Raw genomic sequence first — 16,616 nt, forward strand, 5'->3', positions numbered from 1 at the left:
TATCACTCCATATATTCAAATGCAAAGTTTCCTAAATAAACAGTATCTCCCTCTTTTACTCCAAGGTTCCTTAATGTTTTTTCTAAACCACTTTTTTCCAAAATTTCAAGTATTTTTATTCTTGCATCTTTTTGGTCAATTGGATATTTTTTCAATAAAATTTCTACGTCTTTACCTGTTACTTCATATACTCCTTCATCCCATTTTATTATTTCAAATCTGACTTTTTTAGGAATTTCAACATCTACAGGTTTAATTTTTAGTTTAATCTTTTCAGGCGCATTTTTTAAAGACATTAAAATTTCTTTTTGTCTATCTATTCTCATATCTCTAATGTGATTCCATATTTCATTAAGTAACAGGTCTATATTTTTTCTAGTTGCTGCTGAAATGGGAATAATTTTTTTATTTAACTTTTTTTCTAAATTCACTATTTTTTTATTTAATTCTTCCTCATCAAGGATATCAGATTTATTGGCTACTATAATTTCCAACTTTTCTGCCAGCTCTGGTGAAAACTTTTCTAACTCTTTTCTTATTGTATAGTAATCTTCTTCAGCTTTTCTTCCTTCACTTTCAGAAATATCTAGCATATGTACTAAACAATAGCATCTTTCTACATGTTTTAAAAATCTATCTCCAAGTCCAACACCTTCATGAGCTCCAGGAACTAATCCGGGAATATCTGCAATCACGAATGAATTTCCATCACCCATATCAACAACACCTAAATTTGGTATTAATGTTGTAAAATGATAATTTGCAATTTTAGGTTTAGCATTTGATATTACGGATATTAAAGTAGATTTTCCTACATTTGGAAATCCTATAATTCCAACATCCGCTAATACCTTTAATTCTAACTTTAATACTCTTGATTCGCCTTCAACTCCTTTTTCTGCAATAGTTGGAGCTTGAACTCTGGAATTTACAAAATGTATATTTCCTTTTCCACCTTTTCCTCCCCTTGCAACTACTACATACTGGTTAGGATATTTTAAATCTGCTATCAATTCATTAGTTTCATAATCATATACTAATGTTCCTACTGGAACCTCAATTATTAAATCTTTACCATTTTTTCCATGCATTTTTTTACCTTGACCATTTTTACCATTTTCTGCTCTAAACTTTTTTTTATATCTAAAATCTGTTAAAGTATTTTTTTCCATTTTTGAAACAATTATAACATTTCCGCCGTCTCCACCATCTCCACCATCTGGTCCTCCTTTAGGTACAAATTTTTCACGCCTGAAACTTACTACACCATCTCCACCTTTTCCTCCGAATACAGTAATAATCGCCTCATCAATAAATATATTTTCACTCATTTTATCGCCTCCGTTTTGATTTTTTAATATTTTCGGTGTATAATATAATTTATGGAGGTGAAAATATGGCTATCATAAATGTTACAAAAAACTCTTTCTTAATTGCGGAAAGAATACATTCTATTATACCAGAAAAATTTGCACATTATAAGAGACTAAAGAAAGAACATCAAAATACAACCAGTTTAGTTGATTTAACTTATGGTAAAAGCGTAAGATCAATAATTTTTACAGATAGTGGCCATATGTTTTTATTGGCTCTTCCAGTAGAAAAAATATTTGAAAAAATAAGGAAGGTGAATGAACAGTGAGTATGCCTATTCCAGTAGTTGTCGAATCAACAGGTAGGTATGAAAGAGCATATGATATATATTCCAGATTATTGAAAGATAGAATCATATTTTTAGGTTCAGAAGTTAATGATTATATTTCAAATTTAGTTGTTGCGCAACTTTTGTTTTTAGAAGCTCAAGATCCTGAAAAAGATATTTATTTATATATCAATAGTCCTGGTGGTTCAGTAACAGCTGGTTTAGCAATGTACGATACTATGCAATATATAAAACCAGATGTTGCTACTATTTGTATTGGCCAGGCAGCTTCAATGGGTGCTGTTTTATTAGCTGCAGGTGCTAAAGGAAAAAGATTTGCATTACCAAATTCAAGAATAATGATTCATCAACCATGGGGTGGTGCTCAAGGTACAGCTAAAGATGTAGAAATTCAGGTTCAAGAACTATTGAGAATAAAAAAAATGTTAAATAAAATATTAAGTGAACACACAGGGCAGGAATTACAAACTATCGAAAAAGATACAGATAGAGATTATTTCATGTCAGCTGAAGAAGCTCTTGAATATGGACTAATAGATAAAGTTATTAAAAGCAGAAAAGAAATAAAATAATTGCAGGGCGCTTAGCGCCCTGATGTATATTTATTCTAATATAATTTTCATCATCAGGGTGCGAAAGCACCCTGATGTAATGGGAAGGTGGTATTATCAATAATGTTACTCCTATGATGAGACAATATCTGGAAATAAAAAATGAATATAATGATTGTATTTTATTATTTAGATTAGGGGATTTTTATGAAACCTTTTTTGAAGATGCAAAAATTACCAGCGAAGCACTTCAAATCACCTTGACCCAAAGGAATGGACATCCTATGGCTGGGATTCCACATCATGCTCTTGATAACTATTTAAAAAAGTTATTAGAACAGGGATTTAAAGTTGCTATATGTGAGCAAGTAGAAGACCCTGCTACAGCAAAAGGGATTGTTAAAAGAGAAGTTACTAAAATTCTTACTCCAGGAACTATAGTTGAAGAAAATATGATAGATGAAAATAATAGATATTCATTATTAATTTATTTTATTGATAACAACAATTATGTATTTACAATATTTGATTTTAGTACTGGTGAATTATATATAGATTCCTTTAAAATTTCAGAAAATGAAATTTTAGATTTTATTTCTTCTTATTCTTTTGTCCAAGTTTTATTATCTAATAATTTAAAAACTCTAAAGAATAAAATAAAAATATATATCCCTCTCTATATGTTGAGGAATTAGACGAATGGTATTTTAATAAAAATTTTGAAGATATTTTAAAAGAAAGTTATGGTATTTTGAATATTGATGTTTTAAACTTAAATAATAATGAATTATTAGCATTGGGTGCTGTTTTTAAGTATTTGGAAATTACTCAAAAGCAAAAAATCACTCATTTTTCTCTCCCGAAACATTTTAAAAGTTCAAATAATATGATTTTAGATTCCACCACCATATTAAATTTAGGATTGCTTCCAAATAGAGAAAACAAAGGAAAAACTCTCTTTGATGTTTTGAAATTTACAAAAACTCCTATGGGTTCAAGAACCTTAAAACAATGGATATCAAAACCTTTAATCGATAAAAAGTCAATAGAAAAACGTCTGGAAATAGTAGAAATATTCAGAAATGATCCTTTAATTATGGAGGAATTGAAAGAATATCTTAGTTCAATCAGAGATATAGAAAGAATAATTTCAAGAATTTCGCTTTTAAGAGCTACTCCTAGAGATTTAGTTGCTTTAAGATTTTCTCTGGAGGTATTGCCTTACATAAATGAATTATTAAGTGCCTTAGGATTAGATACATTAGAGGAATTTCATGATTTAATAGGTTTATTACATTCTGCTATAACTGAAGAACCTTCTACACAGGTTGGAACTGGAAGAGTTATAAAAAAAGGATTTAATAATGAATTAGATCAATATAAAGAAATATTCGAAAACTCTTCTGTTTTCTTAAAAGAAATTGAGTTAAAAGAAAAAGAAAAAACTGGTATTTCAAATTTAAAAGTTTCAAGAAATAAAATATATGGTTTTTATATTGAGGTTACAAAAGCTAATATAGATAAAGTTCCACCACATTATATTCGAAAACAAACACTTGTAAATTCAGAACGATTTATAACTGAAGAATTAAGAAATTTAGAGGAAAAATATTCTATTGCGGAAAAAAAGATTGATGAATTAGAAAAAAGGCTTTTTAATAATTTAATTTTAGAATTGCAAAAATATGTAAAAGACCTTAAGATTTTATCTTCTAATATCTCAAAAATAGATATTTTAAGAGGATTTGCAGAAGCTTCAATAAAAAATAATTATTCAAAGCCGGATTTTGATGATGATAATTTTGTTATTATAAATGGTCGTCATCCCGTTGTGGAACAATTTACCGACTCATTTACGCCTAATAGTATAAAACTTGATAGAAGTAAAAGATTTGTGATTTTAACCGGGCCTAATATGAGTGGAAAATCTACGTATTTAAGACAAATTGGTATTATTTCTATAATGGCCCAAATTGGCTCTTATGTACCAGCTGAATATGCAAAATTACCTATATTAAAAATATTTTTACCAGAATTGGTGCTAAAGATGATGTTGTTAGTGGAAAATCTACTTTTCTTGTGGAGATGGCGGAAGTTTCTACCATATTAAATAATGCTGATGAAGATAGTTTAATTCTTCTTGATGAAGTTGGTAGGGGTACAGGTACAATTGATGGAATCAGTGTTGCGTGGGCTACATCTGAATACATTTATCAAATTTTAAAATCATATACTATATTTGCAACACATTATATGGAATTAACAATGTTAAATGATTTTTATGATGGAATTATTAATAAAAGGGTAAAGGTTTTAGAAACTGAATCTGGTATAATATTTCTACATAAAATTGAAGATGGAATTAGTGATAAAAGCTATGGAATTGAAGTCGCGAAACTTGCAGGCGTTCCTAATGAAGTTGTTGCAAGAGCGAAGGAAGTTATGGAGGAAATATCTAATAAAACCGAATTTGAAAACAAATTGAAAAGCATGAAAAAAATTAAACAAAAGAGGTTTATTAAGAATAAAAATCAACTAAAACTTTTTTGAGTCTATGGTATAATATTATAAATATCCAATCAAAAATTTAAATTTAAGGGGGATTTATTGTGTTTGAAAATAGAATTAAAAAATTAAGAGAAAAAATGGAATCAAAAAACTTAGATGCCTATTTAATAATTAATATTGAAAATTCATCAAAACCTTCTTCCTATTATTTAACAGGATTTACTGGTTCATTTTCTATTATATATATTACACATAATGATATTATATTTATGACAGATGGAAGATATACAGAACAAGCAGAAAAACAAACTGGAATCAAACCCTTATTATTTAAAACTAAACTTTCTGAAGAATTAAAAAATATTATAAACCTACCAAAAGGTGCCAAAATTGGTTTTGAATCGACAACAATATCATCAAACATATATTTAAAGGTATTAAAATCTTTTGAAAATTACGAATTTATTCCAGCTGAAGATTTAATTACTGAATTAAGAAGAACAAAATCAGAAGAAGAAATTAAATTTATTAAAGAAGCTGCGATTATTGCTGAAAAAGCATTACAGGAAACCCTTGATACTTTTATTGTTGGGATGACAGAAAAAGAGTTTGCTGCTAAATTGGAATATAATATGCGATTATTTGGTGCAGATAATTATGCATTTGAAACAATAGTTGCTTCAGGTTTTCGAGGTGCATTGCCACATGGCATAGCTTCAGATAAAAAAATTGAAAATGGAGAACTTGTTGTTATTGATTTTGGTGCATATGCAAATGGATATAATTCAGATATTACAAGAACTATTGCAGTTGGGAATGTTTCAGAGAAACAAAGAAACATATATGAATTAGTTTTAAAAGCTCAAATGGCTGCTATAGATGCTGCAAAAAGTGGTATGAGGTATGGTGATTTAGATAAAGTCGCAAGAAATATCATTGCTGAAGGTGGATATGGCGAGTATTTTACACACAGTTTAGGTCATGGGTTGGGATTGGAAGTTCATGAAAATCCTCGAGTTTCAAAAAATTCAGAACTTATATCCATGGTTGGTGATATAATAACTATCGAACCTGGCATATATTTACCTGGGGAATTAGGTGTAAGAATTGAAGATGATGTATTAATTACTAACGACGGATGTGAAGTTTTAACTTCATTTGATAAAAAACTAATTATTTTATAATTTTATGATATAGGAGGAATGAAAAGATGGTGGTTGTTGGAGATTTAAAAAAAGGTATGATTATTGTAGTAGATGGTGAATTATATAGAGTATTAGGAATGCAAAAACACTTTACAGGTAGAGGCAGTGGTATTATTAAAACAAAATTAAAAAATATAAAAACCGGTTATGTTATTGATAAAAATTTTAATTCAGGTGAAAAAGTTGAAGAAGCAGCTTTAGAATATAGACCTGCGGAATATTTATATCATGATGGAGATAATTATGTTTTCATGGACTTAAATACTTATGAACAATATTTATTAACAGAAGATGACGTGTCAGATGCAAAAGATTATTTAATTGATAACTTAGAAGTTACTTTAACATTCTACGAAGAAAAGCCTGTTGGAATTGTTTTACCTACAGTTGTTGTTTTAGAAGTTACTGAAACTGAACCAAACTTTAAAGGTGATACTGCATCAGGTGGTGGAAAACCAGCTATTTTAGAAACGGGATTAAAAACAACAGTACCATTCTTTGTTGAAGTGGGACAAAAGGTAAAAATTGACACGAGAACAGGAGAATATATAGAAAGAGCCTGAAAGGAGGGAGAATATGGCCATTAATGAAAATAATCAATTTGGTGAACTTTCTTTTAGCGACACAGCTTTAAAAGAATTGGCCATGAAATCTTATCAATTATTCTTTAAAGAAAACGTACCTGAGTATGAGTTAAACGACAAAGATATCGCTAAGATGATAAAGATAATTGAAAATGACGATGAAACCATTTCTGTTTACATTAAAACAAAAGCAAAATATGGCACGAGCATAATACAGTTCGCAAAGGATTTACAGGAATTTTTAAAATCAGAAGTTGAAAAAATGACAGAGGTACCTGTAAGAAATATAGATATAGTTTTAGATGGATTAATTGTATCTCAAATGGAACAAAATATTGAAGAATTAGAAAGAACACCTGAGATAGAGAAAAAAAATATAGAAGAAAAAATAGAAGAAGAAGAATTTTATGATGAAAATAATGGGAGTGTTGAAAATTGATTTCTAAAAGAAGAAAAATTAGAGAAGCTGTTTTAGAGTCTATATTCCAATTAGATTTTAATTATAATGCATCATATGAAGAAATATTAAATTTATTGAGGGACCTTTTAGAAAATAAAAAGGTCCCTCAAAGCCTAATTGAGGAAGCAGAAGTATATTTAGAAAACATTTTTAATAATAAAAATGATTATGATAATTTAATAAAAAATATTTATTAAATTGGGAATTTGATAGAGTAGCAAATATAGAAAAATCAATTTTAAGATTATCTATTTTTGAATTGAAGAACAGAAAAGATATACCGCCAAAGGTAATATTAGATGAAGCTGTAGAATTAGCGAAAAAATATGCAAATGAAAAAAGTGCAAAATTTATAAATGGAATATTGGATAAGCTGGCTAAAGAAGAATTTAAAAGATTATAGAGGTGATCTGATGAAAGAAAAACCTTTGTATTATGCGATTCGAAAGATGAATTATGAACAATTAGATAGATTCGCAAATCAAATAAGAAAATATATTTATGAAACGGTAAAGAAAAATACTGGTCATTTATCTTCAAATTTAGGAACCGTTGAATTGACTCTAGCTTTATATAGAATTTTTGATCCTGAAAAGGACATTATAATTTGGGATACAAGTCATCAGGCTTATATACATAAATTGTTAACAGGTAGGTGGCATTCTTTTTCTACTTTAAGACAAAGAAATGGTATAAGTGGATTTACTAATATATTTGAAAGTAAATACGATTATTTTGGAGCTGGTCATGCTGGAACTTCAATTGCTGCTGCACTAGGTTATGAATTAGGATATAAAAAGCAAAATGTAGATAAAAATGTTATTGCCATATTTGGCGATGGAGCTATGACAAGTGGTATGATTTTAGAATCATTAAATCAATTGAAATCTGTTGATTCTAAAATAAAAATAATTTTACTAAATAATGAAATGTCTATTTCTCCAAATGTTGGAGCTTTAGCAAAAATGTTAAACAAAATTAGAATTTCAAACGATTATTTTTCTTTTAAAGAAAAATTAAAAGGTTCTCTCGAGAGTACCGATGTAGGACAGGATATTGAAACTGCATTGAAAAAATTAAAAGATGGTATTAAACATACTGTTTATAATAACACCTTAGGTGTATTTGAAGATATGGGAATTAAATATTACGGTCCTGTTGATGGTCACAATATAAAAGAATTAGAAAAATATCTGGAATTTATAAAAAACTATAAAGATGGACCATGTATATTACATTTAAAAACAATTAAAGGAAAAGGAATGGAATTTGCTGAAAAAAATCCAACAAAATTTCATGGAATAAGTAATAAAAAATCAACCAGTATATCTTACTCCAAAATAGTTGGTCATACTTTAAAACATATTGCCAGCAAACATAATTTCATTGCATATACAGCAGCAATGGAAGAGGGTACAGGATTAAATGTATTAAAAGAAAAATACCCAGAGAAGGTTATTGATCTTGGTATTACAGAGCCTTCTATTGTAACTGCTTCTGGAGCAACTCGATTATCTGGTATTTTTACAGTAGTTGATATATATTCCTCATTTATGCAACGAGCATATGATTCTATAATTCATGATATTGCATTGCAAAAAATACCTGTATTATTTTTGTTAGATAGAGCTGGTATTGTTGGAGAAGATGGACCAACGCATCATGGAGTCTTTGATATTTCTTATCTGAGATTAATTCCAAATATCGATATTTTAACTCCTTTAAACGCCCAAGATTTAGCGAATATGATTTTTACATCTTTGAAAAAGATCTGGATAAACCAACTTTTATAAGATTTCCACGTGGTGGAGAAAATTTAAATATTGATAAAGTAATTTCAAATTTGAAAATTGTGGATTACTCATGGAAAATTATAAAACACGGAAACGACAAAAATGTTATTTTGGTTGTTGGACAATTAGCGGAAGAATATAAAAATTTTTGGAAGAACTTGATGCTACAATAATAGGTGTTAGAAATGTAAAAAACATCGATAAACACATATTACAATTATATCTTAAAGATAATACCAATATTATAACAGTAGAAGAAAATAGTTTAAAGGGCGGTTTTAATGAAGAAATAAAATCTTATATATTAGAAAATAAAATCAAATGTTCTTTACATACTTTTGGTATTAAGGATGAATTTGTTCCACAAGGAATAAGGCATGAACTTTTGAATGAGTTTGTTGTAAAGCCAGTTGAAATAAAGAAATTATTATATTCTACTGAAAAAATAAAGTAATATGAAAGGGGAGAATAGAATGAAGAAAAGGACTGCAATATTAATATTTTTTGTATTGATTATATCCTGGGGATTTTCATTTAATTTATTAACGTTAGGTACATATGGATTTACTTCTTCATCGACATCATTAGATATTTCAAATTGGGATGATACATTTAAAAAGTTTGATTATTATTCATTTAAAATTGCTATAATGTATCCAGCTGAAGATTCTCCTGAAATGCTTTTTGGACCATATTTCGGATATACTATTTATGATAATTTGGATAAAACTCAGTTGAAAGATCTAAACTCAATAATAGAAAATACTGGATATGAATTAGGAATTGTTACTTTATATAATACTGACTTTTTATTTAATACAAAATTTAATGTGATGGCATTGGGTGGTATTCACACAGAAGATCAATTTCAATCATTATCCACTTCAATAAGTATAAATCTTGGATTATCTTATAAAGTTTCAACTATTGATATTTTTCTTCTTGGAGGATATGAATCCAGATATTTTACAACAGAAAATAAAATGGTAACAATTAATTATTTGCCAGTATCCATGGGAGTGGAGGTGCTTTTTTAATTAATGAATCTAAAAACATATAATGATCTTGAAATAAATAAAATATTAGAAATTATATCAGGTTTTTCATCTTCGGTATATGGAAAAAATTTTATTATAAAAAATTTTGAATATATAAAAGATTACGATGTGTTGAAAAATAAGTATGAAATTATTGAAGAGTTTAACAATTTCATTATAAAATATGGTGAATTTGATTTAAGGGGTATTCCATCCATATATTCTGAAATTGAAAAAATTGAAAATAATATATATTTAACCCCTGTGGAATATAAAAGAATTTCAAACTTTTTATCTCAATCATTAAATATAATAAAAGAAAATAAAACTTTTTTAAAAGGTTATAATAATTTAGAAAAAATAATTTTTTCTATACCCGATACTATGGATTATGTAAAATTAGTAGATAAGTCTATCGATGAAGATGGTAACATAAAAGATACCGCAAGTGATAATTTGAGACAATTAAGAAGAAAAATTGAAACTGTTAAAAAAAACTTATATACTTCATTAAAGCGAATCATATCCAAATATCATAAATACATAGCTTTGGAGAGACCTACATTAAAAAATAATAGATACTGCATCGTTATAAAATCAGAACATAAAAGTAAAATTGATGGAACTATTATAGCTTATTCCGATAGTGGTGTTTCGGCATATATAGAGCCATATGAAGTTGGTAGATTAAATTCAGAATTATCAGACTTAATCGCTTCAGAAAAAGCTGAAATTTCAAGAATATTGGGAAAAATATTTTTAGAAACCAATAAAAATTTGTACAACATAAATAAAACAATAAAAATTATTGAATATATTGATGGATTAAATGCAAAAATAAGATATGCTAAAAAAAATAGTTATATATTTTCATTACCAAAGAAAAATGAAAATACTATTTATTTAGATGGTATAAGACATCCGTTGATAGAAAAAGAAAAGGTTATTCCTGTAAATTTAAAATTGCCTGAAAAAAAATTAGGGATGATAATCACAGGTCCAAATACAGGCGGAAAAACTGTGGTATTGAAATCTGTCGGTCTTAGTATTGTATTTGCACATTCGGTTTTCCCAATACCAGCATATAATGCCAAAATACCATATTTTAAAAATATTTTTACAGATATAGGTGATGAACAAAGTATTGAACAAACATTAAGTACTTTTTCTGCTCATTTAAAAAATGTAAAATTTATTCTTGACAATGCTGATAATAAGTCCCTAATATTAATAGATGAATTAGGAACCGGAACAGATCCTATTGAAGGTTCTGCGTTAGCATTAGCTATTATTGAAAAGCTAATTGAATTAAATTCAACCTTTTTTGTTACCTCTCATTTATCTGCTGTAAAAACTTTTTCTATAGAAAACAAAAAACTGTTATCTGCCTCAATGGGATTTGATAAAGAAAATTTATCCCCTACTTATAGACTATTGGTAGGTGTTCCTGGTGCTTCTCATGCTATAGATATTGCAGAAAAATTAGGATTGCCAGAAGATGTATTATTAAAAGCTAATAATTTTCTTAGTAAAGAACAGGTTTTTGATGAAAAAATTTTGGAAAATTTAACGCAAATTTATGAGGAACTTGAAAAAGAAAAAGAAGAACATAAATTAAAACATAAGGAAGTTATATCTTTAAAAGAAAGTTTAGAGGAAAAAATGAAATTGCTGAAAAAAAGGAAATAGAAAAAATTGATAAAGAAATAAAACAATATAAGGAATATTTAAAAGATTTAAAAAAAGAAATAGATCACTATATAAATATTTTAAAAAAGAAAGGGATATAGATAAAATAAGACATCTAGGAAAATTAGTTGAAACTAAAAAAAGGAAATAGATAATATAAATATTCAAAAAAAGGAAAGTAACATTAGATATGTTAAAAAAGGAGACATTGTAAATATATCGGGAGAAAAAGCGAAGGTTATAAAGGTTAAAGGAAAAAAAATACTTGTAAGCTTTATTGATAAACCCTTTGAATTAACTGTTTCAATTGATGAAATAGATTTAAAAAAAGATGAAATAAAAAAAGACAATAATGTAAGTAACAAAGTTCATATTATTAAGAATGTCAAAAATGAAATAGACATACGTGGTCAAACGGTAGAAGAAGCTTTACCTGAAGTGGAAAAATTTATATCTGATTTATTAGCTTCAAATTTAAATGGTGGATATATTATTCACGGTAAAGGTACTGGTAAATTGGCTTTAGGAATCTGGAATTATTTAAGAAAAATAAAAGAGTAAAAACATTTAGATTGGGTAATGATAAAGAAGGGGAACAGGAGTTACATTTATAGAAGTAAAATAGCAAAATATGTTTTAATTTATTCTAATCCCTCATTGGAGGTGTATTTATGTTCGCACTCGATATAGGAACGAGATTTATCGTAGGAATAATATCTGATATGATAAATGACTCAGAAATAATAATAAAAGATGTTGCTATTAAAGAACATGAAAACAGAGCTATGTTAGATGGACAAATTCATGATGTTACAAAAGTTTCAAAAGGAGTAGAGAAAATAATTAATGAATTAAAGAAAAACAATAATAATGAGACAAAAAACGTTGCTGTTGCTCTGGCTGGAAGATTTTTAGTAACAGCCGTAGGAGAATATGAAAAGGATATATCTGAATTTAAACATATTGATTACAATACAATGAAAGGACTTGAATTAGAAGCTGTAAAAAATGCTGTGGAAAATCTTGATATAGAGAAAAATTTTTATTGTGTTGGTTATTCAGTATTATATTATGAATTGGATGGAGAATGGATAAAAAAACTTGAAGGTCAAAAAGGTAATATGGCTAAAGTTAAAGTAATCGCGGCTTTTTTGCCTAAAAATGTTGTTGATGCCATGCTTGCAGTATTGGAATTAAATGGTCTAGAACCAGTCCATATTACACTTGAACCTATTGCAGCAATGAATTTAATTGTACCAGAAGATTTAAGAACATTGAATATTGCAATGGTTGATGTTGGTGCAGGAACAAGTGATATTGCCATATCGAAAGATGGAACTATTATTGGTTATGGTATGGTCCCAATGGCTGGAGATGAAATTTCTGAGGCAATTTCTAAAGAATTACTGGTTGATTTTAAAACCGCTGAGCGAATAAAAAGGACATTGAATTCTAAAGAAAATAAAACTTTTAAATATAAAGATATATTGGATTTTGAACATGAAATAACAAAAGAAGAAGTTATGCAAATAATTGAGCCTGTAATAGACGAAATTACCAGTAAAATTTCAGAAAAAATTCTTGAATTAAACGGAAAACCGCCCATAGCTGTTATGGTTGTTGGTGGTGGTGGAAAAGTTCCAGAGTTTATAGATAAACTATCCTTAAAATTAAATTTATCAAGAAATAGAATTACTCTAAAAGATATTAAAAATATAGATTATGTTAAATTTGCAGATAATGTAAATTTTGAAGGCAGTGAATTTATTACTCCTGTTGGAATAGCTTACGTGGCACATAAAAATGAAGGAAATGTTTTTGCCAGAGTAATGGTTAACAATAAACCTATAAATATGATGCTTGTTGGTGGAAATATTTCGGTTATACAGGTTTTATTACAGGCAGGATTTACAATAAATGATCTTGTTGGAAAACCGGCACCTGCAATATCTTATGAATTAAATGGTGAATTGAAATTTATACCTGGTGAAAAAGGAAAAGAAGCTCCATTAAAATAAATGGTTTATTATCAGATTTAAAAACTCCTATAAAACCAGGAGACATTATTGAAGTAGGAAAACCTGAAGATGGTAAAATAAAAAAAGCGTTTTTAAAAGATATAATAAAACCATATAAGATATTTATTGATGGTCAAAAATATGAAATATATCCAAGAATATTAAAAAACGGAAAGGACATCAGTATTGAAGAAGAATTAAATGATGGAGATAAGATAGAAACCAAAAAACCATATGTTAAAGATATAACTTTAGAGTCATCAGTAATAAAATTCGTTATTAATAATATTCCTTATGAGATTCCAGCAGGCAAAATACTCTTAAGGAATGGTGTTATATTAGGTGATTTTGATGAATTAAATGATAATGATAATCTAAGTTCCAAAATTCTAGAATTACCAACTATTAGAGATTTCGTAAATATAAAACCAGAAAAATATATAACGGTGACATTAAATGGAAATAATATAGAATTACCCATTGAAGAAATTATTATAAAAGATGGAAATAACAGCATAATTGATATTAATAGTAAAGTTTATAACGATATGAATTTGAAAGTTGAAAAAATAGAAAAAGACATTAAATTATTAGACCTATTTTTACATATTGATTTTGATATTTCTAATTTTACAAAATATAGAATATATATAAACAATAAAGAAATCTTTAGTTTTAATGAAAAAATAAATAATGGAGATAATATAAGGATGGAGTTTGAATGATAAAAGGTATTGGTATAGATATTGTAGAAATAAATAGAATATCTCAAGGAATTGAAAATAAAGTTTTAAGTAATGAAGAAATTGAAATATTAAATGGTTTTACTGGAAATAGAAGGAAACAGGAATTTATAGCAGGAAGATTTTCTGCAAAAGAATCCTTAATAAAAGCTTTTGGAACTTTTATACCATATAAAAATATAACTATTATTAACGATGAAAAAGGGAAACCTTATTTTAGCGAAAAAACAATAGAATATTTAAAACAAAACTTTGGTAATTGCAAATTACATCTTTCTATTTCTCATGAAAGAAATTATGCTACATCAATTGTTATAATCGAAGATAATTAAGACAGATGGAGGTTTATATGATACCTGAAGAAATAAAAAAAGAATATGAAGAATTAAAAAAATAATAGAAAAACATAATTATCAATATTATGTATTAAATAATCCTTGATTTCTGACGCAGATTACGATAAATTATTTAATAAGCTTATTAAATTAGAAAAAAAATATCCGGAATTAAAAACTCCTGATTCTCCAAGTTATCGCGTTGGAGGATATATTATTTCTGAATTCAAAACAGTTGAACATACTATCCCAATGTTGAGTTTAGATAATACCTATAACGAACAGGATATTTTAGAATTTCATGAAAGAGTTAAAAGATTATTAGGCAAAGAAAATGTTGAATATACTTGCGAATTAAAAATTGATGGAATATCAATTTCTCTAAAATATGAAAACGGCATACTGACGCAAGCTATAACCAGAGGTAATGGTATTACTGGTGATGATGTTACTGAAAATATAAAAACAATACGTAGTATTCCATTAAAACTCACTGAACCTATAAACATAGAAGTTCGTGGAGAAATATTTATGCCTAAAAAAGAATTCTTCAGAATTAATGAACAACGTGAGGAAGAAGGATTACCAGTATTTGCAAATCCAAGAAACGCTACTGCAGGAACAATAAAATCACTTGATACAACTGAAGTTGCAAAAAGACATCTTGATTCTTTTATATATTATATATTATTTCCGGAAAATTACAACTTAAAAAATCAATGGATGCTTTAACATACTTAAAAAAATTAGGATTTAAAACAAATGAACAAACAAAATTAGCTAAAAATATTAATGAAGTAATAGAATACTGGAAATATTGGACAGAAAATAAAAAAATTTTAGATTATGATGTTGATGGCACTGTAATTAAAGTAAATTCGTTTGAAGAACAAACAAGATTAGGAAATACTGCTCGTTCTCCAAGATGGGCTATAGCTTTTAAATTTCCTGCAGAACAGGCAATAACTAAAGTAAAAGATATTATTTTTCAAGTTGGTAGCACAGGAGTCATAACTCCGGTTGCAATTTTTGAACCTGTATTTTTAGAAGGTTCTACCGTTCAAAGAGCAAGTTTACATAACTTTGATTATATAAAAGAACGCGATATCAGAATTAATGATTACGTTAAAATTGAAAAAGCAGGAGGAATTATTCCTCAGGTTGTTACAGTATTAACTGAAAAAAGAACTGGAAACGAAATTAAAATAAATGAACCTCAGTCATGTCCAGTATGTGGCGGAAAAGTTGGAAAATTGAATCCATCTGAAGTTGCAATTAGATGTTTAAATCCTTTATGTAAGGCAAAATTAAAAAGGAACCTCGAGGTTTGGGTTTCAAGAGATGCCATGAATATACAGGGATTAGGTCCAAAGCTCATAGATAGAATAGTTGAAGCTAAATTAATAGAAAAAGTTTCTGACTTATATAAATTAGACCATTTCAAATTAGCTACATTAGGACATGGGGTAGGCCCAAAAATGATAAGCAAAATATTGCAACAGATAGAAAACTCCAAACAAAGAGGATTAGATAAGGTTTTATATGCAATTGGTATCCCAAATGTAGGGAAAAAAATCGCAAAGGATCTTGCACAAAAATTTAAATCTATTGATAATTTAATGAATGCAGAATATGATGAATTAATAGCAATTGAAGGTATCGGAGAAGATATTGCACAGCAAATATATGACTTCTTTAGAAATGATAGAGTAAAAGAAGTAATAGATGAATTAAAAAAATATGGAATAAAGCTTGAAATAGAAAATACAAATTCATCAAATGGAATATTTAATGGCATGATGATATGTGCAACTGGAGAATTAGAAAGGATGCCAAGAAGCCAGTTAAAAGAAATTATTGAAAATAACGGTGGAATTTTCAAAGATAATGTAACTAAAAAATTGGATTTATTGGTTGTCGGAAAAAATGCTGGAAGTAAATTTGAAAAAGCAAAAAAATATGGTATTCCTATATTAACCGAAGAAGAATTTTTCAGTAAATATAAAATATAAGAAGAACGCGAAAACTCG

Annotated in this window: 17 protein-coding genes and 2 pseudogenes; 18 read left to right on the forward strand and 1 reads right to left on the reverse strand. The window is 27.6% G+C overall.

Features of this window, described 5'->3' with window-relative positions:
- Positions 1-2 precede the first annotated feature (2 nt).
- The gene (obgE, locus tag DJ007_RS00560; protein ID WP_129407879.1) at positions 3-1,331 is read right to left on the reverse strand and encodes a GTPase ObgE; all 1,329 of its coding nucleotides are present in this window, start codon (positions 1,329-1,331) and stop codon (positions 3-5) included.
- Between the two features lie 65 nt (positions 1,332-1,396).
- On the opposite strand from obgE, the gene DJ007_RS00565 reads away from it, so the two are divergent.
- From DJ007_RS00565 to ligA, 18 genes and pseudogenes are all read left to right on the forward strand, one after another.
- Positions 1,397-1,642, forward strand: a complete 246-nt coding sequence (locus DJ007_RS00565) for a DUF370 domain-containing protein (RefSeq protein ID WP_129407880.1) — start codon at positions 1,397-1,399, stop codon at positions 1,640-1,642.
- Positions 1,643-1,644: 2 nt separating this feature from the next.
- A complete protein-coding gene (gene clpP, locus DJ007_RS00570) occupies positions 1,645-2,235 on the forward strand; it encodes an ATP-dependent Clp endopeptidase proteolytic subunit ClpP (RefSeq protein WP_129408236.1) in 591 nt (196 codons plus the stop codon).
- A 113-nt stretch (positions 2,236-2,348) separates the two neighbouring features.
- A complete protein-coding gene (locus DJ007_RS16650) occupies positions 2,349-2,909 on the forward strand; it encodes a MutS N-terminal domain-containing protein (protein ID WP_240739127.1) in 561 nt (186 codons plus the stop codon).
- Positions 2,910-3,100: 191 nt separating this feature from the next.
- Positions 3,101-4,764 (forward strand): annotated as a pseudogene (gene mutS, locus DJ007_RS00575) (DNA mismatch repair protein MutS).
- Positions 4,765-4,823: 59 nt separating this feature from the next.
- The gene (locus DJ007_RS00580) at positions 4,824-5,906 is read left to right on the forward strand and encodes a M24 family metallopeptidase (protein WP_129407881.1); all 1,083 of its coding nucleotides are present in this window, start codon (positions 4,824-4,826) and stop codon (positions 5,904-5,906) included.
- Positions 5,907-5,932: 26 nt separating this feature from the next.
- The gene (gene efp / locus DJ007_RS00585; RefSeq protein ID WP_129407882.1) at positions 5,933-6,490 is read left to right on the forward strand and encodes an elongation factor P; all 558 of its coding nucleotides are present in this window, start codon (positions 5,933-5,935) and stop codon (positions 6,488-6,490) included.
- Positions 6,491-6,503: 13 nt separating this feature from the next.
- Positions 6,504-6,950 (forward strand): Asp23/Gls24 family envelope stress response protein, encoded by a 447-nt coding sequence (locus DJ007_RS00590; protein WP_129407883.1) that lies wholly within the window; start codon positions 6,504-6,506, stop codon positions 6,948-6,950.
- Positions 6,947-7,168, forward strand: coding sequence for a transcription antitermination NusB family protein (locus DJ007_RS15120; RefSeq protein ID WP_206075986.1), 222 nt, complete (start codon positions 6,947-6,949; stop codon positions 7,166-7,168). Before DJ007_RS00590 ends, DJ007_RS15120 begins: the two co-directional genes overlap by 4 nt.
- A gap of 38 nt (positions 7,169-7,206) precedes the next feature.
- The gene (locus tag DJ007_RS15125; RefSeq protein ID WP_240739204.1) at positions 7,207-7,374 is read left to right on the forward strand and encodes a transcription antitermination factor NusB; all 168 of its coding nucleotides are present in this window, start codon (positions 7,207-7,209) and stop codon (positions 7,372-7,374) included.
- A gap of 10 nt (positions 7,375-7,384) precedes the next feature.
- Positions 7,385-8,764 (forward strand): 1-deoxy-D-xylulose-5-phosphate synthase, encoded by a 1,380-nt coding sequence (gene dxs / locus DJ007_RS00600; protein ID WP_165973922.1) that lies wholly within the window; start codon positions 7,385-7,387, stop codon positions 8,762-8,764.
- A 148-nt stretch (positions 8,765-8,912) separates the two neighbouring features.
- Positions 8,913-9,218: a transketolase C-terminal domain-containing protein gene (locus DJ007_RS00605; RefSeq protein ID WP_129407885.1), complete on the forward strand. Its 306-nt coding sequence runs from the start codon at positions 8,913-8,915 to the stop codon at positions 9,216-9,218.
- 19 nt (positions 9,219-9,237) lie between these two features.
- Positions 9,238-9,801, forward strand: a complete 564-nt coding sequence (locus tag DJ007_RS00610) for a hypothetical protein (protein WP_129407886.1) — start codon at positions 9,238-9,240, stop codon at positions 9,799-9,801.
- A gap of 3 nt (positions 9,802-9,804) precedes the next feature.
- Positions 9,805-11,490 carry an endonuclease MutS2 gene (locus DJ007_RS00615; protein WP_129407887.1) on the forward strand — a complete coding sequence of 562 codons (1,686 nt, stop codon included), beginning with the start codon at positions 9,805-9,807 and terminating at the stop codon, positions 11,488-11,490.
- A 402-nt stretch (positions 11,491-11,892) separates the two neighbouring features.
- Positions 11,893-12,051, forward strand: coding sequence for a Smr/MutS family protein (locus DJ007_RS16655; protein ID WP_276318619.1), 159 nt, complete (start codon positions 11,893-11,895; stop codon positions 12,049-12,051).
- A gap of 110 nt (positions 12,052-12,161) precedes the next feature.
- Complete coding sequence (locus tag DJ007_RS00625) at positions 12,162-13,508, forward strand: cell division FtsA domain-containing protein (protein ID WP_240739129.1); 1,347 nt, start codon at positions 12,162-12,164, stop codon at positions 13,506-13,508.
- 446 nt (positions 13,509-13,954) lie between these two features.
- The gene (locus DJ007_RS16660; protein ID WP_240739130.1) at positions 13,955-14,233 is read left to right on the forward strand and encodes a hypothetical protein; all 279 of its coding nucleotides are present in this window, start codon (positions 13,955-13,957) and stop codon (positions 14,231-14,233) included.
- The gene (gene acpS, locus DJ007_RS00630; RefSeq protein ID WP_129407889.1) at positions 14,230-14,583 is read left to right on the forward strand and encodes a holo-ACP synthase; all 354 of its coding nucleotides are present in this window, start codon (positions 14,230-14,232) and stop codon (positions 14,581-14,583) included. Before DJ007_RS16660 ends, acpS begins: the two co-directional genes overlap by 4 nt.
- Positions 14,584-14,688: 105 nt before the next feature.
- Positions 14,689-16,598: pseudogene (gene ligA / locus DJ007_RS00635) on the forward strand (NAD-dependent DNA ligase LigA).
- The last annotated feature ends 18 nt before the right edge of the window (positions 16,599-16,616 follow it).

It is taken from the genome of Marinitoga lauensis, from assembly GCF_004135675.1.
Taxonomy (GTDB): Bacteria; Thermotogota; Thermotogae; order Petrotogales; family Petrotogaceae; genus Marinitoga; species Marinitoga lauensis.